Raw genomic sequence first — 23,312 nt, forward strand, 5'->3', positions numbered from 1 at the left:
GGTTGTGCGGTGTCTCGTCCACAGAGTTGTCCACAGTCTGTTGAACACGGTCCCTCGGTCGTGGCCCAGGTCACACCGGGCGCCGCCATCAGGGTCGCACGGCGCGTGATCGTGCAGGTCAGACGGCGTGTGGAGGTTGGAGCGACCCTGGTGCCAAGCTGCTCGTCCACCCGTGTGGACACCGGGCCCGTGGACGTCGGTGCTGCGCAACCTAACAACCTGTGAAACGCCTCGGCAAGCCGTCATCCACAGGCAGCGCGTGTGTGGCACAGTCCCGAGTTTGACCGTGATTCACCGGCGCGCGTACCGTTGGCCGGTCACTCCGTGTCGACGGGTGCCGCATGTCCACGACTGCGTGGCCCACCCGGGCCTGCGCGCGTGGGTGGGCGGTGCCGGCCGAAGAGCCGAGTTCGACGACCAGCCGGTCGCCGTACACCCGCATGTCCCGCCTGTGGAGTGGACGTTCCCTAGAAATCGCATCGGAGAGAAGCTCGTGAGCAAGCGTACGTACCAGCCGAACAACCGCCGCCGTCACAAGGTCCACGGTTTCCGCCTGCGCATGCGCACCCGCGCCGGCCGCGCGATCCTGTCCTCGCGTCGCCGCAAGGGCCGCGAGAAGCTGGCCGTCTGACGACTGCGCCTGCGGCCTCCACGCCCGTGCTGCCCGCAGCGCACCGGCTCGTCGACAGCGACGCCTTCCGCGTCGCCGTCCGGTCCGGTCGGCGCTGCGGTTCGCGCAACCTCGTGGTGCACCTCGACCTCCAGGCACCGGGTGACCCGGCGCGCGTGGGCTTCGTGGTCAGCAAGGCCGTGGGCAACGCCGTGGTCCGCAACCGCGTGAAGCGCCGACTTCGACACCTGACCCGGGAGCACCTGCCTGCACTGGCGGTGCTGCCGGGTTCTGCTGTGCTCGTGGTCCGTGCGCTCCCGGCGTCGTCGCGGGCCACCTCGGTGGAACTCGACGCCGACCTGCGCCGTTGTCTGACCAGGGTGATGTCGTGAAGTTCCTGCTGATCGGAGTGCTGCGCGCCTACCGCGCGCTGATCAGCCCGTTGTACGGCCAGGTCTGTCGCTACCACCCGTCCTGCTCGGCGTACGCGCTGGAGGCGGTCACGGAGCACGGCGCGGCCCGCGGCGTGTGGCTCTCCGTACGCCGTCTGGCCCGCTGCCACCCGTGGGCGGCCGGCGGCTACGACCCGGTCCCGCCCCACCGACACCGTCCATCCCGCACCGCGAGTGCGGCCCCGACCCCGACCCAGGGAGCTTGAGTGCTCGACTTCTTCGGCAGCATCGGCAGCTTCATCATGACGCCGCTGTACTTCGCCATCTCCTTCGTGCTCACCAGCTTCCACACGCTCTTCGGCGGCATCTTCGGCCCCGCCTCGGGTGTCGCGTGGGTGCTCTCGATCATCGGCCTGACGCTGGTGATCCGGGCGGCCCTGATCCCGCTGTTCGTCAAGCAGATCAAGTCGAGCCGCAACATGCAGCTGATCCAGCCCAAGGTGAAGGAGCTGCAGAAGAAGTACGGCCACGACCGGGAGCGTCTCGCCCAGGAGACGATGAAGCTCTACAAGGACACGGGCACCAACCCGTTCGCGTCGTGCCTGCCGATCATCTTGCAGATGCCGATCTTCCTCTCGCTGTTCCGCCTGATCGATCAGGCGGTGAAGAACCCGGACAAGCCCAAGGGCGTCATGACGGAGACGCTGAACAACCAGTTCCGCGACGCCCACTTCCTCGGAGCGAAGATCTCCGACACCTTCGTCAACACCGACGACAACGGGGTCCGGCTCCTCGCCGCGATCCTGGTGATCGCCATGACCGCGACCACCTTCCTCACCCAGCGCCAGCTGATGAGCAAGAACATGCCGGCCGACGCGCTGTCGGGTCCCTACGCCCAGCAGCAGAAGATGCTGCTCTACGTGCTGCCGGTCGTGTTCGCCGTCGGTGGTATCGCGTTCCCGGTCGGCGTCCTCTTCTACTGGACCACCTCCAACCTGTGGACCATGGGCCAGCAGTTCTACGTGATCCGCAACAACCCCGCGCCCGGGACGCCCGCGTTCAAGGCCAAGGAGGAGCGGGACAAGGCGAAGGCCGCGCGCAAGGGCCTGCCCGAGCCGACCACGGGCGAGGCGGAGTCGAGCGCGGTCGCGACCGAGGTGGAGGAGCGCCCCGCTCCCCGGGTCCAGCCCAAGCGGCAGACCAAGGCCCAGCGCCAGGCCAAGAAGAAGCCGGGCAGCTAGCCCCCACAGTTCCCCCGCGGCCCCGGCCGCGACTTCGAAGCAGAGCCAGGAGAAGTGCACGTGACCGATTCCAAGGCAGTAGAGACCGACGACGTCGCCGTCGACAGCACCGAGCAGACGGACGATGGGGAGACCAGCACCCACGAGACCAGCACCCACGAGACCAGCACCCAGGAGACCAGCACCGAGGCGCGGCCCTCGAAGGTCGAGCGGCTGGAGAACGAGGGCGAGATCGCCGCGGACTACCTCGAGGAGCTGCTCGACATCGCGGACCTCGACGGTGACCTGGACATGGACGTGGAGGGCGACCGAGCCGCCGTGTCGATCGTCGGTGCCGACCTCGCGCAGCTCGTGGGCGGCAAGGGTGAGGTGCTGGACGCCCTGCAGGAGCTGACCCGGCTGGCCGTCTACCGGGAGACCGGTGAACGATCCCGCCTGATGCTGGACGTGTCGGGCTACCGCGCGGAGCAGCGCGAGCGCCTGGTGCGACTGGCCACGGAGAAGATCGGCGAGGTCCAGAGCTCGGGCGAGTCGGTCTCGCTCGACCCGATGACGTCGTTCGAACGCAAGGTCGTGCACGACGCCGTCGCGGCCGCCGGCCTCACGTCGGAGTCCGAAGGCGCTGAGCCGCGTCGCTACGTCGTGATCCTTCCGGCCTGACGCCGGGTGTTTCACGTGAAACAGCGCCCGTGAACGCGACGAGCGACCTGCCACCCTCCGCGCCCGATGAGGCCCGGGGGGTGTTTGGTTCCGAGCGGTTGTCGCTGGCGGAGGAGTACGCGGCGCTGCTGGCGACGGACGGAGTGGTGCGCGGCCTGATCGGTCCGCGTGAGGCGCCTCGGCTCTGGGAGCGCCACCTCCTCAACTGCGCCGTCCTGGCGGAGGCGATACCCAACGGCGTGTCTGTCTGTGACATCGGTTCGGGTGCCGGTCTCCCGGGCCTGGTGCTGGCGATCGCACGGCCCGACCTGCGCATCACGCTCGTGGAGCCATTGCTGCGGCGCACCACCTTCCTCTCCGAGGTCGTCGATCAGCTCGGCCTGGGCCAGGTCACCGTGGTGCGGGGTCGTGCGGAGGAGGTGAGGGACCGTCACGCCTTCGACGTGGTGACCTCACGTGCCGTCGCTCCCCTCGATCGGCTTCTCCGGTGGTCCATGCCACTGGTCGCTCCGCACGGGGCGCTGGTCGCGATGAAGGGGTCCTCAGTCGAGGCCGAGGTCGAGGCAGCCCGCCCGGTGCTGCGCAGCCTGGGGTGCTCAGAGCCCGAGGTGCTCACGCTTGGTGCCGAGTCGCTCGTCCACAGCACCCACGCCCTACGGGTGGCATGGGCCGACCCGGCGAAGGTAGGTTTGCCCGCCTCACGGTCGCGACGGTCTGCACGTCGCCGCCCACGCTGATGCTGTCCGTGACAGCACGCCGTTCCGAACCTGAAAGGTCCTGGTTGTGACCGAGGACTCACGTCGTCCTGAGCGCTCGACCCCACCCGACCCCTCGGAGTTTTCCACCACTCCTGAGGGCGTCCCTGAGCGTGCCTATCCACAGCAGGCTCAGGTTCATCCACAGGTTGAGGGTGTGGATGTTTCACGTGAAACCCCGCCCGCGACGGCTGTTTCACGTGAAACACCGACCTGGCAGGTGCGCACGGCGGGCCAGGTGGCCGAGGGCACTCCGGTGTTCGACGATGCGACGACGCCGTTGGCTCGGGCCGCCGAGCAGTCGGTACTCGCCCGCAGCGGTGCCCTGCACCGCGACCGACCGGCGCCCCGCCCGAGCGCAACCCGCGTCTTCGTCGTGGCGAACCAGAAGGGCGGCGTCGGCAAGACCACCAGCACCGTCAACGTCGCCGCAGCCCTGGCCCAGCTCGGCCAGCGCGTGCTCGTGATCGACCTCGATCCACAGGGAAACGCGTCGACCGCGCTGAGCGTGGAGCACCACCGGGGAGTGCCGTCGACCTACGACATGCTGGTCGACGGGCATCCGCTCGCCGACGTGATGACGCAGAGCGACGAGGTCCCCGGGCTGTGGGTCGTGCCGGCCACCATCGACCTCGCCGGCGCCGAGATCGAGCTGGTGAGCGTCGTGGCCCGGGAGATGCGACTGCAGAAGGCACTGGCCGCCCACCCCCTCATCGGGCCGGCCGCCGAGGCGGGCGAGGAGCGGTTCGACTACGTGCTCATCGACTGCCCGCCCTCGCTCGGGCTGCTCACCCTGAACGCCCTGGTGGCCGGTCGCGAGATGTTCATCCCGATCCAGGCGGAGTACTACGCCCTCGAGGGGCTCGGCCAGCTGCTCGAGACGGTGGACATGGTGCGCCAGCACCTCAACCCGAGCTTGGTCGTCAGCACGATCCTGCTGACCATGTACGACGCCCGCACCCGGCTGGCCGCCGGCGTGGCCGCCGAGGTGCGCGAGCACTTCGGCCCCGAGGTGCTCAAGACGGCGATCCCGCGCTCGGTGCGTGTGTCGGAGGCGCCGTCCTACGGCCAGACGGTGATGACCTACGATCCTGCGTCGGCCGGTGCCCTCAGCTACCTGGAGGCAGCCCGGGAGATCGCAACCAACGGAGCCCCTCGATGACCAGCACGCCCAAGCCTCCCCGCCGTGGTCTCGGTCGGGGGCTCGGCTCCCTCATCCCGACCGCACCGACCGAGACGTCCGGCGCGCCGGCCAGCACCGGGACCCCCGCGACCGGCGGCGCCTCGGCACCCGACGGGTCGGCGAGCGGCGTACCCGCAGCGGCTGCGCCCACGTCGGGCGACCGCCCGGCCGAGTCGGGTCCCGCCACGGGAACCGTCGTCGGGGGCACCGTCGCCGGCGCCTACTTCGCCGAGCTCCCGATCGGCCAGGTGCGCCCCAACGCCCGGCAGCCGCGGCAGGTCTTCGAGGAGGAGGCGCTCGCCGAGCTGGTGCACTCGATCACCGAGGTCGGCCTGCTCCAGCCCGTCGTCGTCCGGCGCACCGGTGACGACGAGTACGAGCTCATCATGGGTGAGCGCCGCTGGCGGGCCTCGCAGGAGGCCGGCCAGGAGACGATCCCGGCCATCGTCCGGCAGACCGACGACAACGACATGCTCCGCGACGCCCTGCTGGAGAACCTCCACCGCTCCCAGCTCAACCCGCTCGAGGAGGCGGCGGCCTACGGCCAGCTGCTCGAGGACTTCGGGTGCACGCACGACGAGCTGGCGCAGCGCATCGGCCGCTCCCGTCCGCAGATCAGCAACACGCTGCGACTCCTCAAGCTCTCGCCGGCGGTCCAGCGGCGCGTGGCGGCCGGCGTGCTGTCCGCCGGTCACGCCCGGGCCCTGCTGACGATCGAGGATCCCGACCTGCAGGACCGGCTGGCCGCCCGGGTCACGGCCGAAGGCATCAGCGTCCGCGGCCTGGAGGAGATCGTCTCCCTCGGTCCCGGTCAGACCAGCTCGACCCGAGCACAGCGCAACCGGCCGACGGCCCCCGGGCTGGCGGACCTGGCCGAACGTCTTTCCGACCGGTTCGAGACGCGGGTCAAGGTCGACCTGGGCAAGGCCAAGGGCAAGATCACCGTCGAGTTCGCCTCGCTCGACGACCTGCGTCGGATCGTCGAGATCATGGACCCACGCAACCGCACCGACCGCCCGATCTGACGCCACCGCGGGCGCGTCGACAGGTCCGGGCGAGCCGCTGACCTGCGCAAACACCGAAAGTCGACAAAGCAATTCACCGATAAGTCGTCATGACGACTCATCGAATGGTCACTTCTTCGCGGCTCGCTTGGCCGCCCGTCGTCGCGCCCGCTCCCGCTTCTCGGCGGCGTCGAGCACGGCGGCCTCCTCGAGCGTCGGCGCCGTGCCCCCGAGCCGCTGCGGCACCCACCACGACCCCGGCGGCTGCTCGTCGACGGGGTAGGCGGCGACCGTCTCGTCGAGCATCGCGCTCATCCGACGGTGCAGCTCGGCGGTCTGGGCGACGGCGTTGTCCTCGGGAGTCGGGTGCATCGGCTCACCGACGTTGATCGCGATCGTCGTGCCGCGGGAGAAGTCGCGCGGGTGGTCCTTCGTCATCATCCGCTGGGTGCCCCACAGGATGACCGGCACCAGCGGCACGCCGGCCTCGGCGGCGATCCGGACGGCGCCACTCTTGAGGTCCTTGATCTCCATCGCGCGCGAGATGGTCGCCTCGGGAAAGATCCCGACGGCCTCCCCGGCCAACAGGTGGGCCAGGGCGGTCGCGAGCGACTTCTCGCCCGAGGCGCGGTCGACCTCGATGTGGTGCAGCGACCTCATCAGCGGCCCGACCGCCTTGTGGTCGAAGAGCTCGCGCTTGGCCATGAACCGCACCAGCCGCTTGGAGGGGTTGGCCGCGAGCCCGCCGTAGATGAAGTCGACGTAGCTGATGTGGTTGTAGGCGAGCAGCACACCGCCGGATCGCGGCACGTTCTCCGTCCCGGTCATCTGGAACCGCTGGCCCAGGAGCCGGAAGCCGGCCTTCGCGGTGAGGATGATCGGGGGATAGGTCACGTCGCGCATGTCGGCGAGCCTAGGGTGCCCGGGGGCCGGCGGCGAGGGTGACATGTGTCATGGGCCGCCCGTGCAGGACGCACCCGGACCGGTGAGCAGCCGCACTGCCGCCGCCGCGTCCGCGCCAGCAGGCTGGTGCCATGACCAACGAGGACAGTTCCATCGCCATCAGCTGCCGCGGCGTCGAGCGCACCTACGGTGCCGGTCGCGACGCGTTCACCGCCGTCCGCGGGGTCGACCTCGACGTACCTGCCGGGTCGATCACCGCGCTCCTCGGCACCAACGGGGCGGGCAAGACCTCGACCGTCGAGCTCATCGAGGGGCTGGCGCCGGCCGCGGCCGGCGAGATCCGGGTGCTGGGTCTCGACCCGTGGCGCGATCGTGAGGCCGTACGCCGCCGCACAGGCGTGCTCCTGCAAGCCAGCGGGTTCTCGGGCGACCTCACGGTCCGCGAGACGATGCGGATGCAGGCGAGCCTGACGTCCACCGCGCGCCCGATCGACGCGGCGCTGGACGACCTGGCGCTGCTGGACAAGGCCGAGACGCGCGTCGGGCAGCTCTCCGGTGGTGAGCAACGCCGTCTCGACATCGCGTGCGCGCTGCTCGGCGACCCCGCCGTGCTCTTCCTCGACGAGCCGTCCAACGGTCTCGATGTCGAGAGCCGCCGTCGCGTCTGGGACCTCGTCGCCGCCCTGCGCGACCGGGGCGCGGCCATCCTGCTGACCACCCACTACCTCGACGAGGCCCAGCGCCTGGCCGACCGGATCGAGCTGATGCACGCCGGCCGGATCGAGCGCAGCGGCAGCCCGGCCGACATCGTCGCCGACCTCCCGAGCACCATCAGCTTCGCGACCTCGTCGCTGCGCAGCGCGCCGCCGCTGCCCGACCTCGGACAGCTCCGGGTCGTCGAGCACCGCGGAACGGCGACGATCGAGACCCACGAGCTGCAGGGCAGCCTGGGCGCGCTGCTGGCCTGGGCGTCGAGCCACGACGTCCACCTCGACGAGCTCCGCGCCGAGACGGCGTCCCTCGAGCGCGCCTTCCTGGCCCTGACCAGCAAGGACAGCAGCAGCAAGGACCGAGGGTCCAGCGAGCACCCCGACCAGACGAAGGAGCACGCCGCATGAGCACCACCGCCGCCCCCGCCCCCACCCAGACCCGGGCCGTCGGCCGCGTCCTCGGGCTCAGCCGCGCCAACGCGACCCTGATGGTCCGCAACCCGCTGACCCTGGCCTACGGCGTCGTCACCCCACTGCTGCCGCTCGGGTTCGTCGCGCTCAGCGGGAGCGAGGACGCCGCGACGGGCGGAGCGATCTCGACCGTGCTGATGGTCGCCTGGCTGCTCCCGGTCTACTACAACGTGTTGTCGATCATCGTGACCCGGCGCGACGAGCTCGTCCTCAAGCGCCTGCGCACGGGGGAGGCGCGCGACCACGAGCTGCTGCTCTCCATGTGCCTGCCGGGCGTCGTCATCTCCCTCGCCGTCGCCGCCCTCGCGGTCGTGGTGGCCACGGTCATGGGCCAGGCGCCGGGATCGCTGGCGACGTACGGACTGGCGGCGATCGGCGGCAGCGTGATGTGCGCGGCGCTGGCCGTGTGGACCGCCTCGTGGACCCGCAACGCGGAGGCCGCGCAGATGACGAGCCTGCCCGTGCTGACGCTGATGATGCTCGGCACCTTCGCCCGCGCCCTGCCGGAGCGGGCGCAGGAGGTCGTGGCGCTGACACCTGGCGGCGCCCTCGACGCACTGGCCCGGCTGAGCTGGGGGGCCGACGTCGACGCCCTTCGGGCCGCTGCCGTCGTCGTCGTCTGGACGGGCGCCGCGCTGTGGGTCGCGTCTCGGTCGATGCGCTGGGAGCCGCGTCGGTGAGCCACGGCCTAGGCTCGCGGTCATGAAGTCGCCGCGCGTGCGCCGTACCCAGGTCGAGTGGGTCGACCTCTACACGCGCCAGACCCTGCTGTGGCTGATGTGGCTCACGCTCGGCTTCATCCTCGTCGGCGCAGCCCCGGTCGCGGAGGCGAACCCGCCGGCGATGCTCACGCTGGTCGTGATCGCCCTCGTGCTCGGCGTCACGGGGACCTATGCCCAACGGGCGGTCGCCGACGCGTGGCCGGGCGCGCAGCCCACGCCGGGGCGGCCGGTGCTGGTGATGCTCGGCGTCGCCGCCGCGTGCACCGCCGCGGCGGCGGTGCTCCCGGCCGACCCGCGCCTCGCCGGCCTCTCGCTGGTGTGGATCGGGACCGTCTACGCCCTCGCCGGGCTGCGCGACCGCCGCCACCTGGTGGCGCTGCTCGTCGTGCTGAGCGCGGGGGCGTACGTCGCCACGGGCTCCCCGGGCACGCTGGCCCTCTCCGTCGGAGCCGGCCTGTTCCTCGGGTTCACGGTCCACATCTCGCTGTGGATGCTCGACGTGGTGAGGCGGCTCGACCGCAGCCGTGACACCGAGGCCGCGCTGGCCGTCGCCGAGGAACGACTGCGCTTCTCCCGCGACGTCCACGACGTGCTCGGGCGCCACCTGTCCACCATCGCGGTGCGCGCCGAGCTCGCCGCGGCCCTGGCCCGACGCGGTGACCCGAGCGCCGCGGACACGATGCTCGAGGTGCGGACGACGGCCCACGACGCGCTGCGGGAGGCGCGCGAGCTCGCCCGTGGCTATCGCGCCAGCAGCCTGGAGCGCGAGCTCGAGGGTGCGAGCTCGCTGCTGGCCGCCGCCGGCATCGAGACGGTCGTCAGCGTCGCCGACCTCCCCGCGCGGTGGCACGAGCCGGCCGCATGGGTGGTGCGCGAGGCCGTGACCAACGTGCTGCGGCACTCCGCCGCCACGAAGGTGGAGATCGCCTGGCGCGACGGGGTGCTGTCGGTCGCCAACGACGGCTCGGGGGAGCAGCAGCGCTCGGGCAACGGGCTCGGCATCGTCGGTCTCGGCGAGCGGCTCGCGCCGTTGGGCTCGGTGGTCAGCACGACGCTGCGTGACGGGCGCTGGACCCTGGCCGCGACCATGCCCGACGACCTGCGCGCTCCGACCGTTGCCGCGAAGGCGCACGCATGATCCGGATCCTGGTCGCCGACGACGAGAACCTCATCCGGGCCGCGCTCGCCCAGCTCCTCGACCTCGAGGACGACCTCACGGTGGTGGCGCAGGCGGCGTCGGGCCGGGCCGCGCTCGACCAGGCCCGCGTGCTGTGCGCCGACCGCGGGCCCGACGGTGGCCTCGACGTCGCCGTGCTCGACCTCCAGATGCCCGAGCCCGACGGCATCGCCGTCGCCGCCGAGCTCGCCGGGCTGGACGTCCACAGCATCATCGTCACCAGCCACGGCCGGCCGGGGCACCTGAAGCGTGCGCTGGCCGCCGGCGTGCGTGGTTTCCTGCCCAAGACCACCGAGGCGGCGCGGCTCGCGGAGGTGATCCGTTCCGTCGCGGGCGGTGGGAGGTACGTCGACCCGGAGCTCGCCGCCGAGGCGATCGGGGCCGGCGACTCGCCGCTGACGCCGCGCGAGGCCGACTGCCTCGAGCTCGCGGCCGACGGCGCCACGATCGAGGACATCGCCGCCCGCGCGCACCTCTCGCCCGGCACGGTGCGCAACTACCTCTCGAGCGCGATCACCAAGCTGGGCGCGGCCAACCGGCACGACGCGTGCGCGATCGCCGTACGCATGGGGTGGATCTAGCCCGTCAGCGGCGCATGGCGAGGAAGTCGGCGATCCGGCCGATGGCCTCCTCGAGCACCGAGGCCTCCGGCAGCGTGACGAGCCGGAAGTGGTCGGGCGCGAACCAGTTGAAGCCGGTGCCGTGGGTGACGAGGATCTTCTTGGCGCGCAGCAGCTCGATCACGAACTCCTGGTCGTCCTCGATCGGGTAGACCTCCGGGTCGAGGCGGGGGAAGCAGTAGAGGGCGCCCTTCGGGGTCACGTTGGAGACGCCGGGGATCTCGTTGAGCAGCCGGTCGGCGAGCATCGACTGCTCGTAGAACCGGCCGCCGGGGCCGATGAACTCCTCGATCGACTGGTAGCCGCCGAGCGCGGTCTGGATCGCGTGCTGGGCGGGGACGTTGGCGCACATGCGCATGTTGGCGACCAGCGTCAGGCCCTCGAGGAAGTCGGTGGCGATCTCCTTGGGCCCGGAGATCATCAGCCAGCCGGCGCGGTAGCCACACACGCGGTAGGCCTTGGACAGGCCGCTGAAGGTCAGGCACAGGACGTCGTTGCCGGCGAAGGTCGCCGCGTGGTGGTGCTCGGCGTCCTCGAACAGGATCTTCTCGTAGATCTCGTCGGCGAAGACGACCAGCTGGTGGCGGCGGGCGATGTCGATGAGGCCCTTGACGATCTCCTCGCTGTAGACCGCGCCCGTCGGGTTGTTGGGGTTGATGATCACGAGGCCGTGGGTGTTCTCGGTGATCTTCGACTCGATGTCGGCCAGGTCGGGGTTCCAGCCGTTCTCCTCGTCGCAGCGGTAGTGCACCGCCGTACCCCCCGACAGCGTGATCGCGCCCGTCCACAGCGGATAGTCCGGGGCCGGGACGAGGATCTCGTTGCCGTCGTCGAGGAACGCCTGGAGGACCATCGAGATCAGCTCGGAGACGCCGTTGCCGATGAAGATGTCCTCGACGCTGCACTCGCGCAGGCCGTGGGACTGGTAGTAGTGCATGACCGCGGTGCGTGCGGAGTAGATGCCCTGCGAGTCGCTGTAGCCCTGCGCCTCCGGCAGGTGGTGGATCATGTCGGCCAGGATCGCCTCGGGCGCCGCGAAGCCGAAGGGTGCGGTGTTGCCGATGTTGAGCTTGAGGATGCGGTGTCCCTCTGCCTCGAGGCGCTGGGCCTCGACCAGGATCGGACCGCGGACGTCGTAACGAACCCCTTGCAGCTTCTTGCTCTGGCGGATCTGGCGCATGGGAGCCATCCTCGCAGGCGGGCTTGCGGCCTAGCATGGACATATGTCGCGGCGGACACTCCCGATCACGCTCGACCACCTCGCACGGGTGCGCGAGCCGTGCCGTTCCTGCCTGTACTGGTGCACCGACCCGGTCAGCCGCGCGCGGCTCGACGACGGCGAGGAGACCCCGGCGCGCGACGCCTGGCTGTCGTGGGTGCTGCGCGAGTGGGGCTCCGCCGGCCGGGTCGCGGTCATCGACGGGGAGGTCGTCGGGCACGCGATCTACGCTCCGGCGGCGTTCTTCCCGGGCGCGGCCGGCATCCCGACCTCGCCGCCCTCGCCCGACGCGATCCTGCTCTCCACGGTGTACGTCGATCCGTCGGCCCGCAAGCGCGGCGTGGGCCGGCTCCTGGTGCAGGCGATGGCGCGCGACCTCGTCAAGCGCGAGATCTCGGCGGTCGAGGCGTTCGGCGACACCCGCGGCCGCTCGGTGGGCTGCGTGATGCCCGCGGAGTTCCTGGGCCGGGTCGGCTTCAAGACCCAGCGGGCCCACGTCACCACCCCCCGGATGCGGATGGACCTGCGCTCGGTGGTGACGTGGAAGTCGGAGGTCGAGGTGGCGTTGGAGAAGCTGTGGGGCGTCGTCCGGCCGCACCCGCAGCCCGCGCCCAAGACCAGCCACGCGACCAGCCACCGCGACCGGACATGACACGACCCCCGCTCCGCGAGGCGGAACGGGGGTCGGGACGGGTGGCTCAGATGAAGTCGGCGAGCTCCTTGAGGAGCGCGGCCTTCGGCTTGGCGCCGACGATGGACTTCACGACCTCGCCGCCCTGGTAGACGTTGATCGTCGGGATGCCGGTCACACGGTAGGACGACGGCGTGACGGGGTTCTCGTCCACGTTCATCTTCAGGAACGTGATCTTCTCGCCGTGCTCGGCGTTGATCTCGTCGAGGATCGGGGCGACCTGGCGGCACGGGCCACACCACTCGGCCCAGAAGTCGACGAGGACGGGCTTGTCGGACTTGAGGACCTGCTCGTCGAACTGCGCGTCGGTGACGGCGGAGATGTTGCCCACGGGGGTGCCCTTTCGGTAGTCGGGTGACGTCTGTAGTCCAGTCAACACCAGTCCACCGACATCTGTTCCCGACCGGCATGCGACCTGCGGGAACAGGTACGGCGCCCGCCACCCCCGTGTGCGGACGCCGTACGACTGGGGTGCTCAGAAGGAGCAGAGGGCCTTCGCGTCGCCGAAGACGAGGTAGTCGTAGCCGGAACCGGCCGTGCGCTGCGTGGCGATCCGGAGTCTCAGGGCGTTGGTGACGTCGATGGAGACCGGGTTGCTGGTCCCGAGGGCAATGGCGTCCTTCGTGGCCTTCTGCACCGAGTCGGAGAAGAGCTGGTAGGAGTAGCGGGTCGTGGTGCTCGCGGTGTCGAGCAGTCCCACTGTCGCGGTGAACGTCTTGCAGGACCGCGCCAGGTTCCACTCTCCCGACCCGACGCCACTGGAGGTCTCCATCGTGACGGAGGTGGCGTAGGGCACGGCATTGATCGTTGCCGGGCCGTATTCGACGTAGCCCGAGACCCGCGAAGGCATCTTGCTCTCGCCGAGCGGGTACCAGCCGTAGACCGCGATCACGCCGGCCCCGACGGCGGTCTCCAGCGTGGTGGCGCTCGGCGGCGCGTACACGCGGATGCCGATCTTGCCCGCGGTGCCGATCGGCCCGGTCAGCGTCCAGCTGCCGGCGGCGTCGACGAGGCCGGTGGCGATGTTGCCCCAGGTCTTGCCCGCGGCGTCGTACGCCTGGAGGGCGACCGGCTTGCCGGCCAGGTTGGCCGACGCCGTGCCCCCGACGGTGATCGTCTGCCCGGCCTCGATCTCCGGGGCCGCGCCCGTGACCAGGGTCAGCGAGGCGGCCTGCGGGGTGGCCGGCGGTGGGGGCGGCGTGGTGGGGACGTTGCCGACCGTGACCAGGCGCTGCGGGCTGCAGGAGCGGCCGACGCAGGCCTTGTAGTAGCGGCTGAAGGTCGTCACGCCCTCGGAGTACCTGAACTTGCCGCGCTTCTTGACCCGCGTGGTGCCCTCGAGGTTCCACGAGGCCCGGTCGAGCGGGCGCTGGTAGATCCGCACCTTCGCGCCGCGGCGGGCCCCGGTGCGGCCGGTGAGCGTGACCCGGGAGTGCGGCGCGACCGTCGAGGGGGCGGACAGCGAGATCCGGGCCTGGGCGGCCTGTCGCTCGGCGGGCGCGGAGGCCTGTCCGGCGGACACCGGGAGCAGGGTCGCGGTCGCGAGCAGGCTGGCAACGGCGAGGGAGGTACGGCGCATGGGTGCTCCACGGGGGTCGGACGCGAGGTCGGGTGGGTCGGCTCGCGCACGATAGGCAAGGAAGGGTGCCCGCCGGCATCCCCAGATCCGGGGGGTCAGACCGCCGGGTCGACCACCCGTGTGCCGTTGCGCAGCCACCAGGCCGCCGCGCCGCGGACGTCCTCGGCGAGCGACTCGTCGTCGGCGAGCCTGGCCACCAGCGCGTGGCCGCTGAGTCCGGCAGCCGCCAGCGCGGCCAACGTGTCGCCGTCGCGGATCGCGTCGATCAGCACCTCGTCGGGCAGGAGCACGCCCGACGTGCCCGCCACCCGCAGTCCGACCCGCCGCAGCCGCTCGTCGCGGCCCGACACCCACCGGTGCAGGCGGTCGGGCGGCGCGTGCGTGAAGGCCGGCAACCGTCGGCCCGCGCGATCGCGGATCACCGGGTCGGGATGGGCTTCGACCACGTGGACCACCTCGTCGGCGACGGCGGCCGCGAGGTCGGGGAGCGCGGTGAGCAGCATGTAGCCGGTGACGGCGCGGGTCTCGTGCGGGCCGAAGACGATGTCGTGCACCAGCCGGGCCAGCATGGGCTGCTCCCGCAGTCCGAGGTCGGACGTGACAGACCTGGCCAGCACCTCGGACTCGTGCCAGTGCGCCTCGTGCAGCCCGGCCATCCCGACCAGCGACTGCGCGCCCGGCGCGAGGGCGCGAACCGGCCGCACCGGCGCGGGCGACAGCTCGGCCGGCGGCACCAGCCGCAGCACGTGCGAGAGCCAGCGCCACTGCTCGGAGTCGGGCTCGGTCTCGTTGTAGATCTCGAGCAGCGGGCGCACCAGCGGCGACCAGAAGTCGGGGTCGCCGCTGATCGACGCCATGTTCTCCAGCCCGAGGCAGGCGGCGGTCACGACGCGGTCGCGCGGGTCCCGCAGCAGCTCGAGGCACCAGGCGAGGGCGTCGGGGGAGACGTGCTCGCCGACGGCACTCATGAGGTCGGCCAGGAACTGCACGTGCGGCTCGGCGAGACGCTCGCGGGCGACATCGAGCATGACCTCGCCGTACGGACCGCACCGCATGAGGGCGAGCGCCTCGTAGCGCGTCGTGTAGGCGCTGGCGACCGAGCGGTCCATCTCGCCGACGAGCCGGTGGAGCAGGGAAGCCGCGAGGTCGACCGGCAGGCCGAGGGCGGCGGGGCCGGAGAAGGCGCGGGCCCACGCCAGCCAGTCGCCGCCGTGGGGGGAGGCGCGGACCCGGCCGAGGAGCGCCGACATCTCGGCCACGGTCGTGACGTCGGGTCCCGGGTCGCGGTCGGCGGGGCTGTAGGCGAAGGTGCGGCACAGGATGTCGATGGGCGCGCGGACGGTGCCGGGCGCGAGTCCGAGGACCTCCTCGTACGACGAGGCCACGCGCCCCGAGCGCACCGCACCGGTCTCCGCGCGGTGCACCACGGCCACGCTCACCCCGGCGTGGTCGGCGATGTCCTGGAGCCGGACGGGGGTGGGCGAGAGCTGGCGGGCCGTGCGCAGCAACCAGCCGATCCGCCGGCCCACGTCGATGCGTGACCCGCCCAGCGGGGTCTCGTCCGCGAGCACCCGCGGTGGCGCACCTGGTACCACACGCCCACCGTATGTCCCATCCCCGGTTTTCCTGGACGTCTGTTCAGGAAAATAGTCGCCGTTCCCCGTGCGTTGGACGCAGTCTCTCGTTGAACGATCAAGAGCAGACGATCACGAGCAGGCAGACCGGGGCGGTGCGCATGGGGGTGAGCAGCGTGCTTCGCCGTACGCCGCCGACGACCGCCGCCTCCCGCGGGCTGAGCGTCTCGGTGGCCCGGGCGCACGCGGGCCTGGTCCTGGCCTTCGCCGTGATGTCGGCGGCCCCGTTGCCGACCACGACCGGCCTGAGCCCGGGCGGGCTGGCGGCACGATGGTTCGTGGTGGCGACCTTCGCCGTGGTCGCGGTGTGGATGGTGCGCTCGGGCGAACGGCTGGCCCAGCTCGCCTGCGTGCTGCTCGCCCTGGCCGTGGCCGCGCCGGCCCTGGTGCGCGAGCACGTGCCGGGCGAGACCACAGCCGGCATCCTGATCTCCTCGGCCGTCCTCCTCGGCGCGCGGGTGCTGGTGCCGTGGGCGGCCGTGGCCAACGCCCTCGTCGCGTGGTCGCCGTTCGCGGTGGCCAGCGCGGTGGGCATCCGGACCGCTCGCGACGCGGTCGCCGTCGAGGACTACGCGCTCGCGACGGCCATGGCGATGGCCGCCGTCGGCTTCGTCAACTCGCTGGAGTCGTTGGCGACGCAGGCGACGCAGGCCGAGGAGTTCGCCCGGGCGCGCAGCACCGAGCTGCTCGAGCGAGCCACCGAGCGCGAGGCTGTCACGCACGCCCAGCGGGTGCTGCACGACGACGTGCTCGGCACCCTGCACCTGCTGGTCAACAACGCCGACGAGGACCCCGGCACGCTCCGCACCCACTGCCGGCGCACGGCAGAGACCGTCAGCCAGGTCCTGGCCGAGGACGAGGTGGTGGCGCTCGAGGCGGAACCGCGCGTCGATGCCGCCACCACGGCGTACGCCGGGATGCTCGGGCGGGTGCTCGACCTCGCGCCGGTCGGGGTCACGGTGGACGCCGACCCGCAGGCTGTCGCCGCGCTGGAGGAGCTGCCGCCGGCCCGTCTGGACGCCCTGGAGCGAGCGTCGCTCGAGGCACTGCGCAACGTCCACCGCCACGCGCGCGTCCGGGCGGCCACGCTGCAGGTGCGCTCGGACCGGCAGCGGGTGCTGGTGCGGATCACCGACCCCGGTGTCGGGATGTCCCGGGGCGCGCGTCCCGGGTTCGGGCAGACGCAGTCGATCCGGCGCGCCGTGAGCGCCGCCGGTGGCCGGGCCGGCATCGTCTCGACGCCCGGCGAGGGGACGGTCGTGTCGCTGCGGATGCCGCACGAGCGGGTCCGCAGGCCGGGCCTCCAGCAGACCTACGAGGCCACGATCGCCGGGTTCGGGGTGCTGCCGATGGCGACGCGCAGCGTCGCGCTGCCGATCATCATCGTGTGGTGCCTGATCGGCGGGTCGCAGGCCCTGACCGGGGCACACCCGGTGGCCGACCTCGCTGTCGTGCTGGGCTGGGCCGCCCTGAGCATCGCGGTGCTCGCGCGGGTCGAGTCGCGCGCGCCCCGCCTGCCGTGGGTGGTCGGCGTCGTCGCGCTGGCCAGCCTGCTCCAGGTCGCGGGACTGGCGCTGATGCCCCCGGGGGCGCTGCTCGACTACGGGTCCTGGTCCGTCGGCTTCAGCGCCGCCCCGCTCGTGCTGTTCGTCTTCGTGCTGCCGGTGTGGATGGGGCTGGCGGCGATCGCCACGCAGCCCGCCATCGTCCTCACCGCCGCCTGGCTCTCGCCGGAGCTGAGCGACGGAGCGTTCCCCTTCGGCTCGGTCAACGCCCCGGTGACGGCGCCGATGGCCGCGCTCCTGCTCGGCGTGCTCGTGCGGCGTACCAACCGTGCCTCGGCCCGACGCACCGCCGAGGCGACGCGCGTCGAGCACGCGCTGCTCCTCGAGCGGGCCCGCGCCAGCGCCGCGGCGCTCTACTTCGACTACTCGCGCGACCAGGTGCGGCCGTGGCTGGTCGACGTGGCCACCGGGGCGATCGACCCGACGCTGGAGGAGTCGCGGCAGCAGGCCCAGGCCCTGGCCCGGGCCGCGCGCGACGACCTCTACGCACCCGGCTTCTTCGACGCGCCGCTGCGGGCCGACGTGGCCAGGTTCCGCGCCGACGGCGGCACCGTCGAGCTGCGCGCGGGCCTCACCCCGGGCGGTTCGAGCCGGGCCGTGGGACGGGTGCTGGCCGGGCTGCTGCCGGTCTCGGCCGGGCGCCGGATCATCGTCTCGCCGCCGGGCGGCGCCGAGACGCGGGTGCGCATCTCGGTCGTGCCGGCGCCCCCCGCCGGCGACATCGCCCGCCTCGGCGACGACCTCCGCGCACCCCTCGAGGTCGACGTCGACGACTTCCGCGCGGTGCTGCTCGTCGAGGACCTCCCCGTTTCGGGGTAGTGACGCGGACCCCGATGACCGGATATCCACTCCCCATGACCTCCCTCCCGCCGACTGGCTCGCCGACGATCGCGTCGACCGTGCTGTCCGTCGCCGTCCTCGACAACCAGGAGGTCGTGCGCGACGGCGTCGCAGCGGCCGTCGGCCGGCACGCCGACGACCTGCGGATGGTCGGGTCGTACGCCGCGGTGCCCGACGTCGACCTCTCCTCGCCCGGTCCCGACGTGCTGGTGCTCGACCTCTACCTCGGGCGCGACGACGAGCTGGTGCTGGACCACATCCCTGCCCTCGTGGGGTGGGCCGGGGTGGTGGTCCTGCACACGGCCGAGGAGAAGCCGGTGCCGCTGCGCCGCGCGCTGGGCCAGGGAGTCCACGGGATCGTCCTCAAGAACGACGGCACCGAGGCACTGGTGCGGGTGATCCGCAGCGCCGCCGCCGGCGACTTCGTCTGCAGCAGCGTGGTCGCCGAGGCCCTGATCAACGACCCGGCGCTCGCGCCCCGGCTCACCGGCCGCGAGGTCGAGGTCCTCGTCAATCTCCGCGACGGCCTGACCCAGCGCCAGGTCGGCTCACGGATGAAGGTCGCCGAGGAGACGGTGCGCGCGCACCTGAAGTCGATCCGCGGCAAGTACGTCGTCGCCGAGCGCGACGTCACCAACGCCGGCAGCCTGGTCCGCGAGGCCGGGCGCGACGGCTGGATCTGACGGCGCGGCCGGTGGGACCGACCACGACGCGACACTGGCGGCGTACGACACCCGGATCGGTCCGGGAGGTGTCGTACGCCGCCAGTCAGCGATCGATCGGGTGCGCAGGCGTCAGTTGGTCGCCTCGACGACCTCGGTGATGATCTGCCGGGTCTCGGCCTCGGACGCCTCGACCTGCGCGGCGTGGTCGAGCGAGGCGATGTAGCGCTCGGCGTCGAGCGCGGCGGCGCAGCCGGTGCCGGCGGCGGTGATGGCCTGGCGGTAGTGGTGGTCGACGAGGTCGCCCGCGGCGAACACGCCGGTCAGGTTGGTGGCCGTCGAGGGGTGGTCGACGAGCACGTAGCCGTCGTCGTCGAGGTCGACCTGGCCGGTGAGCAGCTCCGAGCGCGGGTCGTGGCCGATCGCGATGAACAGGCCCGTCACGTCGAGCTGGCGCTCCTCGCCGGTGACGGTGTCGCGCAGGGTCAGCGACTCGAGCCGGTCGTCACCGTTGATCGAGGTGATCTCGGAGTTCCACACCATCTCGAGCTTCGGGTCGGCGAAGGCGCGCTCCTGCATGATCTTGGAGGCGCGCAGCTCGTCGCGGCGGTGGATCAGGTAGACCTTCGAGCCGAAGCGGGTCAGGAACGTGGCCTCCTCGACGGCCGAGTCGCCGCCGCCGATGACCGCGATCGCCTGCTCGCGGAAGAAGAAGCCGTCGCAGGTCGCGCACCACGAGACGCCGCGACCGGAGAGCTCCTCCTCGCGGGGCAGGCCGAGCTTGCGGTAGCCCGAACCGGTCGCGAGGATCACCGACCGGGCCTCGTAGGTGTCGGTGGCCGTCTTCACGACCTTCACGTCACCGGTCAGGTCCACCTCGACGACGTCGTCGGGGACCAGCTCGGCGCCGAACCGCTCGGCCTGGGCGCGCATCTCGTCCATCAGGGCGGGGCCCATGATGCCGTCGCGGAAGCCGGGGAAGTTCTCCACCTCGGTGGTGTTCATCAGCGCGCCGCCGGCGGTCACCGAGCCCTCGAAGACCAGCGGGTTCAGGGAGGCCCGCGCGGCGTACACCGCGGCGGTGTAGCCCGTGGGTCCAGAACCGATGATGATGACGTTGCGGACTTCGGACATGCGGTCAGGGCTCCTGGTGATCGGGGATGGCGGTGTACGCCGTGTGCAACCGATCGTAGGCGCCGGATGTTCCGCCCGTCCGGCCAGTCCGGCTGCTCGCGGGGGTCAGGGTGCGCGCAGGCGCAGGGAGCGTACGGCGTCGGGCCGGCCGCACAGGAACAGGTCGACGCGTTGCGTGCCGCCGTCGGGGACCCGGAACACGAGGACGCCCGGCTGGTCGCCGTACGTCACGGCCACGCTCTCGCCGGTCTGGGCCACGACCAGGCAGGCCGACCCGGCGTCGTACGACGAGGTGAAGGGGGCCTGCGGCTGGATCGCGCGCACCTGGGGCCGCAGGGGCTCGTCGGTGGTGAGGGCGGCCCCGGCGCCGAGGGCGCTGGCGCTGGGGAGCGGGGCGCTCTCCTGCCCCTGCCTCTCGCTGTCATCCTGCTTCTCGTCGGCACTGCTCGAGCGCTGGGACTGGTCGGTGAGCCCGCGGTCGCCGCCGGCGGAGTCCTCGGAGTCGTCCGCCGACATCGGCGCCTCGGCCGTCGATCCCGCGGAGCTGGAGTCGCCGTCCGAGCCCGCCAGGCCGGGCAGCACCTGGGTGATCCCGACGCCGCCGACCACCACGGCGGCCGCCGCGAGCAGCGCGGTCGCGACGCGGCGACGGCGGCGCGAGGCGAGGGTCACGACCGGAGCGGCGGGGACCTCGCGGCGCTCCGCGGTGAGCGAGGCCAGGGTCTCGTCGAGGCGGGCGACGACCTCGGGCGGCGTGGGGTCGGTGTGGCGGACAGAGGCGAGGAGGGCGCGCACGGCCTCGTCCTGCTCGGGAGTCAGCTCGGGGTCGGACACGGTGGGCACCTCCTTCGGCGGGTGGGACGGGGTCAGGTCAGGCTCGATCGGCCGGCGGGCCGCGTGGGGGGCCAGTGGTTGGGACGTCCGCGGTCTCGGGCGGGTTCCCGGCGTGGGGGACGTCACCCCCCGTCGGCGCGAGCACGCCGAGCAGTGGCGCGAGCTTCGCGCGGCCGCGGAAGCAGCGCGACTTCACGGTCCCCTCGGCCACGTCCAGCATCTCGGCCGCCTCGGCGACGGAGTATCCCTCCATGTCGACCAGCACGAGCGCGGCCCGCTGGTCGGGGGTGAGGGTCCGCAGCGCGGCGAGCACCATCCGTCGGCGCTCGTCGGCGACGGTGAGCTGCGCGGGGTCGAGCTCGACGTCGGTGGCGCTCACCAGGGCACCCCGGTCGGCGCGCTCCTCGAGGTCGTCGGGCAGGGGTTCCGCGCGGCGGACCTTCATCGCCCGCAACCGGTCGAGGCAGGAGTTGACCACCACCCGGTGCAGCCAGGTCGTGACGGCGGCGTCGCCGCGGAACGACCCGGCCCGGCGGAAGGCGGCGATCATCCCCTCCTGCAGCCCGTCCGCGGCGTCCTCGGGGTTGCCCATCGTCCGCAGCGCGACCGCCCACAGCCGGTCGCGGTGCCGGCCGAACAGCTCGCCGAACGCGTCGGGGTCGCCGTCGACGTGCAGGGCCAGCAGCTCGGCGTCGGAGCGTTCGCGGAGCTCGCTCATCCCTTGACCACCACGTCGGTGATGGTGCCGCGGTAGCCGTCCTCCACCGGCGGCAGCGAGGTCAGCCAGATCGTGACGAACCGACCCGACACCGCCTCGTCGAGGGTGACGGTGAGCGTGCCGTCGCCGTCGGCGGTGCCGACCGGTGTCAGGTCCGCGACCCCGGTGGGGGCGCTGGTGCCGATGTAGACCGAGACCGAGGTCGGACCGCCGGACGTCGCGATCTCGACCTGCCGCACGGCCCGGGTGGCGCCGAGGTCGAGCACCAGCCCGACGCCGGTCTTGAGACTGTCGGCCAGGCCGAGGTTCTGGTTGTACGTCGAGGTGCGCCACGCCGTCGCCGGGTCGCCGTCGAGCGCCAGGGGGACGAGCTCGGGATACTCCTCCGGCGGGTCGCCCTGCGGGTCGAAGTCGGTGCCGGTGACGCCGGGGAACGGGGTCGGGGTGGCCGCCGGCGGCGAGCTCGACTCCGTCGAGGTGGAGGTCTCGGAGTCCTCGGGGCCGTCCGAACCGGCGTGGTAGGCCGCGACGGCGGCGACGAGGAGGAGCAGGCCCAGGGCGATCCCCATCGCCAGGCGGAACCAGCTACGGCCGGGCACGACGTCGGAGTCGGCCGTGTCCTGCACGCCCCACCCGCCCGTGCCGGTGTTGGAGCCGGTGTGGTGGGCGCCGTGGCCACCCCCGTCGGTGCCCGGACCGGTCGACTCCCACGGCCAGTACGGCGCCGGCTGCGCCGCGGCGGTGCCGGGTCGCGGACGGCGGACGGGTTCGCCGTCCGCCGGATCCGGCGCGAACAGCGGCTTGACCGGCTTCTCCTCGAACGGCGGCGGCGGCGCCGGCGACTCGGTGCGGGTGGGGATCCAGCCGACCTCGTCGTTGTCGTCGAAGACCGGGATGCCGGCCTGGGTCGGGAGCTCGACGGGCTCGGGCTCGGTTGCCGGCTCCGGCGCGGGCGCGGGCTCGCTCTCAGCCTCGGGGGTCGGGTCGGGTGACGGGTCGGGTGACGGGTCGGGTGACGGTGGGGCGGGCGGGATCGCCACCGCGGTGGCGTCGGGCTGCTCGGGTGTCGGCTCCGGCCAGGGTGGCGGGGTGGGGACGGGCGAGGGTGGCAGCGGGGAGATCCCGCGCACGGGCTGCGTCGGCGCCGGGCTGCTCCACGGGCTGGCCTCCTCGGCGAGCCCGGTCGGGTCGCCGACGAACTCCGCCAGCGCCGCCGCCACACCGGCCATGGTCGACAGGTCGTGCTCGCTGCGCTGGGCGTGGCCGGCTGCGCCGTTGACGACCTGGTCGCAGATGGCGTCGAGCGGCCGCGGGATCCCGGCCCGCACGCGCCGGGGGCGCAGCACCTGGCCGTGCACCATCGGCGCCGGCGGGAGCTGGGAGTAGGAGACGCCGGCCCACTTGCCGGTGAGCGCGGCGTAGAGCACCGCCACGGTGTCGACCAGGTCGGCCGACTGCCGGCCCGGCGCGAGGCCGTGCAGGGCGGCGTCGACCGAGAAGCCGATCACCCGCACGTGGCCCTGCCGGTCGATCAGCACGTTCTCGGGCACCATCCGCCCGTGGTCGAGCCCGGCGTCGTGCGCCCGCGCCAGGCTGTCGGCCACCTCGGAGACGATCCAGGCCGCCTTGCGCGGCGGCAGCGGGCCGGTGCCGGCCAGCATGATGTCGAGCGAGGTGCCCGAGCCCCACTCGTTGACGACGTAGCAGACCTCGTCCGTGCGGTCGGCGTCGAGCACGCGCAGCAGGCGGCGGTCGTGGTGCGGCGCCGTACGCCGTGCGGCCTCGAGCAGGCTGTCGGCCCGGCGGTCGCTGCTCGCGATGACGTGGACGGCGACGGGACGGTCGAGGACCTGGTCCTGGGCTCGCCAGAACCGGCCGCCGGCGCTCTCGGTGAGCAGCTCGTCGAGGCGGTAGCGACGGGCGAGGAGGTCGCCGGCGTGGAGCGAGTCAGGCACGCGGCACCTCGCTCTCCATCGACGTCGGCACGG

Annotated in this window: 24 protein-coding genes; 15 read left to right on the forward strand and 9 right to left on the reverse strand. The window is 72.5% G+C overall.

Translation table 11 applies throughout. The features are described from left to right. Positions 1-493: 493 nt before the first annotated feature. From rpmH to C7S10_RS09075, 8 genes are all read left to right on the forward strand, one after another. The gene (rpmH, locus tag C7S10_RS09040) at positions 494-631 is read left to right on the forward strand and encodes a 50S ribosomal protein L34 (protein WP_108344118.1); all 138 of its coding nucleotides are present in this window, start codon (positions 494-496) and stop codon (positions 629-631) included. Between the two features lie 26 nt (positions 632-657). Beyond that, positions 658-1,002, forward strand: a complete 345-nt coding sequence (rnpA, locus tag C7S10_RS09045) for a ribonuclease P protein component (RefSeq protein WP_108344119.1) — start codon at positions 658-660, stop codon at positions 1,000-1,002. Then, positions 999-1,268: a membrane protein insertion efficiency factor YidD gene (gene yidD / locus C7S10_RS09050; RefSeq protein WP_108344120.1), complete on the forward strand. Its 270-nt coding sequence runs from the start codon at positions 999-1,001 to the stop codon at positions 1,266-1,268. The genes rnpA and yidD overlap by 4 nt, the downstream gene beginning before the upstream one ends. Then, positions 1,269-2,243, forward strand: coding sequence for a membrane protein insertase YidC (gene yidC / locus C7S10_RS09055; RefSeq protein ID WP_108344121.1), 975 nt, complete (start codon positions 1,269-1,271; stop codon positions 2,241-2,243). Positions 2,244-2,303: 60 nt separating this feature from the next. Then, positions 2,304-2,903 carry a Jag family protein gene (locus C7S10_RS09060; RefSeq protein ID WP_341476743.1) on the forward strand — a complete coding sequence of 200 codons (600 nt, stop codon included), beginning with the start codon at positions 2,304-2,306 and terminating at the stop codon, positions 2,901-2,903. Positions 2,904-2,983: 80 nt separating this feature from the next. Further along, positions 2,984-3,640: a 16S rRNA (guanine(527)-N(7))-methyltransferase RsmG gene (gene rsmG / locus C7S10_RS09065; RefSeq protein WP_207769310.1), complete on the forward strand. Its 657-nt coding sequence runs from the start codon at positions 2,984-2,986 to the stop codon at positions 3,638-3,640. Positions 3,641-3,914: 274 nt separating this feature from the next. Beyond that, entirely contained in the window at positions 3,915-4,820 is a 906-nt protein-coding gene (locus C7S10_RS09070) for a ParA family protein (protein WP_243395289.1), read from the forward strand. Next, the gene (locus tag C7S10_RS09075) at positions 4,817-5,866 is read left to right on the forward strand and encodes a ParB/RepB/Spo0J family partition protein (protein WP_108344124.1); all 1,050 of its coding nucleotides are present in this window, start codon (positions 4,817-4,819) and stop codon (positions 5,864-5,866) included. Before C7S10_RS09070 ends, C7S10_RS09075 begins: the two co-directional genes overlap by 4 nt. Before the next feature lie 108 nt (positions 5,867-5,974). On the opposite strand, the gene C7S10_RS09080 is transcribed toward C7S10_RS09075, so the two are convergent. Then, positions 5,975-6,748 carry a lysophospholipid acyltransferase family protein gene (locus C7S10_RS09080; RefSeq protein ID WP_108344125.1) on the reverse strand — a complete coding sequence of 258 codons (774 nt, stop codon included), beginning with the start codon at positions 6,746-6,748 and terminating at the stop codon, positions 5,975-5,977. Positions 6,749-6,879: 131 nt separating this feature from the next. Between C7S10_RS09080 and C7S10_RS09085 the strand changes: the two genes are divergently transcribed. The 4 genes from C7S10_RS09085 to C7S10_RS09100 are packed head-to-tail and all read left to right on the forward strand — an operon-like array spanning position 6,880 to position 10,409. Then, on the forward strand, positions 6,880-7,866 hold the full coding sequence (locus tag C7S10_RS09085; RefSeq protein ID WP_108344126.1) for an ABC transporter ATP-binding protein: 987 nt from the start codon (positions 6,880-6,882) through the stop codon (positions 7,864-7,866). Continuing rightward, positions 7,863-8,609 (forward strand): ABC transporter permease, encoded by a 747-nt coding sequence (locus C7S10_RS09090; protein ID WP_108344127.1) that lies wholly within the window; start codon positions 7,863-7,865, stop codon positions 8,607-8,609. The genes C7S10_RS09085 and C7S10_RS09090 overlap by 4 nt, the downstream gene beginning before the upstream one ends. A gap of 22 nt (positions 8,610-8,631) precedes the next feature. Beyond that, positions 8,632-9,789, forward strand: a complete 1,158-nt coding sequence (locus C7S10_RS09095) for a sensor histidine kinase (protein WP_108344128.1) — start codon at positions 8,632-8,634, stop codon at positions 9,787-9,789. Next, on the forward strand, positions 9,786-10,409 hold the full coding sequence (locus tag C7S10_RS09100; protein ID WP_108344129.1) for a response regulator transcription factor: 624 nt from the start codon (positions 9,786-9,788) through the stop codon (positions 10,407-10,409). Before C7S10_RS09095 ends, C7S10_RS09100 begins: the two co-directional genes overlap by 4 nt. Positions 10,410-10,413: 4 nt before the next feature. On the opposite strand, the gene C7S10_RS09105 is transcribed toward C7S10_RS09100, so the two are convergent. After that, entirely contained in the window at positions 10,414-11,628 is a 1,215-nt protein-coding gene (locus C7S10_RS09105) for a pyridoxal phosphate-dependent aminotransferase (RefSeq protein WP_108344130.1), read from the reverse strand. Positions 11,629-11,671: 43 nt separating this feature from the next. On the opposite strand from C7S10_RS09105, the gene C7S10_RS09110 reads away from it, so the two are divergent. Further along, positions 11,672-12,319 carry a GNAT family N-acetyltransferase gene (locus C7S10_RS09110; RefSeq protein ID WP_108344131.1) on the forward strand — a complete coding sequence of 216 codons (648 nt, stop codon included), beginning with the start codon at positions 11,672-11,674 and terminating at the stop codon, positions 12,317-12,319. A gap of 46 nt (positions 12,320-12,365) precedes the next feature. On the opposite strand, the gene trxA is transcribed toward C7S10_RS09110, so the two are convergent. From trxA to C7S10_RS22025, 3 genes are all read right to left on the reverse strand, one after another. Then, positions 12,366-12,689 (reverse strand): thioredoxin, encoded by a 324-nt coding sequence (gene trxA, locus C7S10_RS09115; protein WP_108344132.1) that lies wholly within the window; start codon positions 12,687-12,689, stop codon positions 12,366-12,368. Between the two features lie 144 nt (positions 12,690-12,833). Next, positions 12,834-13,937, reverse strand: a complete 1,104-nt coding sequence (locus C7S10_RS09120) for an NPCBM/NEW2 domain-containing protein (RefSeq protein ID WP_108344133.1) — start codon at positions 13,935-13,937, stop codon at positions 12,834-12,836. A 95-nt stretch (positions 13,938-14,032) separates the two neighbouring features. Beyond that, on the reverse strand, positions 14,033-15,532 hold the full coding sequence (locus C7S10_RS22025) for a hypothetical protein (protein WP_133176473.1): 1,500 nt from the start codon (positions 15,530-15,532) through the stop codon (positions 14,033-14,035). A gap of 140 nt (positions 15,533-15,672) precedes the next feature. Here C7S10_RS22025 and C7S10_RS09130 point away from each other — a divergent pair, with 140 nt between their 5' ends. Both C7S10_RS09130 and C7S10_RS09135 read left to right on the forward strand, forming a co-directional pair. Continuing rightward, positions 15,673-17,955 (forward strand): sensor histidine kinase, encoded by a 2,283-nt coding sequence (locus C7S10_RS09130; protein WP_108344135.1) that lies wholly within the window; start codon positions 15,673-15,675, stop codon positions 17,953-17,955. Positions 17,956-17,990: 35 nt separating this feature from the next. After that, on the forward strand, positions 17,991-18,659 hold the full coding sequence (locus C7S10_RS09135) for a helix-turn-helix transcriptional regulator (RefSeq protein ID WP_165807096.1): 669 nt from the start codon (positions 17,991-17,993) through the stop codon (positions 18,657-18,659). A gap of 111 nt (positions 18,660-18,770) precedes the next feature. Here the strand turns inward: C7S10_RS09135 and trxB are convergent, their stop codons facing one another. From trxB to C7S10_RS09155, 4 genes are all read right to left on the reverse strand, one after another. Beyond that, the gene (gene trxB / locus C7S10_RS09140; RefSeq protein ID WP_108344137.1) at positions 18,771-19,772 is read right to left on the reverse strand and encodes a thioredoxin-disulfide reductase; all 1,002 of its coding nucleotides are present in this window, start codon (positions 19,770-19,772) and stop codon (positions 18,771-18,773) included. 105 nt (positions 19,773-19,877) lie between these two features. Continuing rightward, entirely contained in the window at positions 19,878-20,606 is a 729-nt protein-coding gene (locus C7S10_RS21925; protein WP_133176475.1) for a hypothetical protein, read from the reverse strand. Positions 20,607-20,643: 37 nt separating this feature from the next. Continuing rightward, positions 20,644-21,324, reverse strand: a complete 681-nt coding sequence (sigM, locus tag C7S10_RS09150) for an RNA polymerase sigma factor SigM (RefSeq protein WP_108344138.1) — start codon at positions 21,322-21,324, stop codon at positions 20,644-20,646. Continuing rightward, positions 21,321-23,279 (reverse strand): hypothetical protein, encoded by a 1,959-nt coding sequence (locus C7S10_RS09155; RefSeq protein WP_108344139.1) that lies wholly within the window; start codon positions 23,277-23,279, stop codon positions 21,321-21,323. Before C7S10_RS09155 ends, sigM begins: the two co-directional genes overlap by 4 nt. Positions 23,280-23,312: the final 33 nt, after the last annotated feature.

The sequence above is a fragment of the Nocardioides currus genome, from assembly GCF_003057875.1.
GTDB classification, from domain to species: Bacteria; Actinomycetota; Actinomycetes; order Propionibacteriales; family Nocardioidaceae; genus Nocardioides; species Nocardioides currus.

Excerpts from the sequence above, each read along its gene's own strand:
- sigM (WP_108344138.1), bottom strand. The coding sequence starts at position 21,324 with ATGAGCGAGCTCCGCGAACGCTCCGACGCCGAGCTGCTGGCCCTGCAC.
- C7S10_RS09080 (WP_108344125.1), bottom strand. The coding sequence starts at position 6,748 with ATGCGCGACGTGACCTATCCCCCGATCATCCTCACCGCGAAGGCCGGC.
- C7S10_RS09105 (WP_108344130.1), bottom strand. The coding sequence starts at position 11,628 with ATGCGCCAGATCCGCCAGAGCAAGAAGCTGCAAGGGGTTCGTTACGAC.
- C7S10_RS09100 (WP_108344129.1), top strand. The coding sequence starts at position 9,786 with ATGATCCGGATCCTGGTCGCCGACGACGAGAACCTCATCCGGGCCGCG.
- C7S10_RS09090 (WP_108344127.1), top strand. The coding sequence starts at position 7,863 with ATGAGCACCACCGCCGCCCCCGCCCCCACCCAGACCCGGGCCGTCGGC.
- trxB (WP_108344137.1), bottom strand. The coding sequence starts at position 19,772 with ATGTCCGAAGTCCGCAACGTCATCATCATCGGTTCTGGACCCACGGGC.
- C7S10_RS09120 (WP_108344133.1), bottom strand. The coding sequence starts at position 13,937 with ATGCGCCGTACCTCCCTCGCCGTTGCCAGCCTGCTCGCGACCGCGACC.
- C7S10_RS09135 (WP_165807096.1), top strand. The coding sequence starts at position 17,991 with ATGACCTCCCTCCCGCCGACTGGCTCGCCGACGATCGCGTCGACCGTG.
- C7S10_RS09130 (WP_108344135.1), top strand. The coding sequence starts at position 15,673 with ATGGGGGTGAGCAGCGTGCTTCGCCGTACGCCGCCGACGACCGCCGCC.
- C7S10_RS09095 (WP_108344128.1), top strand. The coding sequence starts at position 8,632 with ATGAAGTCGCCGCGCGTGCGCCGTACCCAGGTCGAGTGGGTCGACCTC.
- C7S10_RS09085 (WP_108344126.1), top strand. The coding sequence starts at position 6,880 with ATGACCAACGAGGACAGTTCCATCGCCATCAGCTGCCGCGGCGTCGAG.
- C7S10_RS09110 (WP_108344131.1), top strand. The coding sequence starts at position 11,672 with ATGTCGCGGCGGACACTCCCGATCACGCTCGACCACCTCGCACGGGTG.
- C7S10_RS09075 (WP_108344124.1), top strand. The coding sequence starts at position 4,817 with ATGACCAGCACGCCCAAGCCTCCCCGCCGTGGTCTCGGTCGGGGGCTC.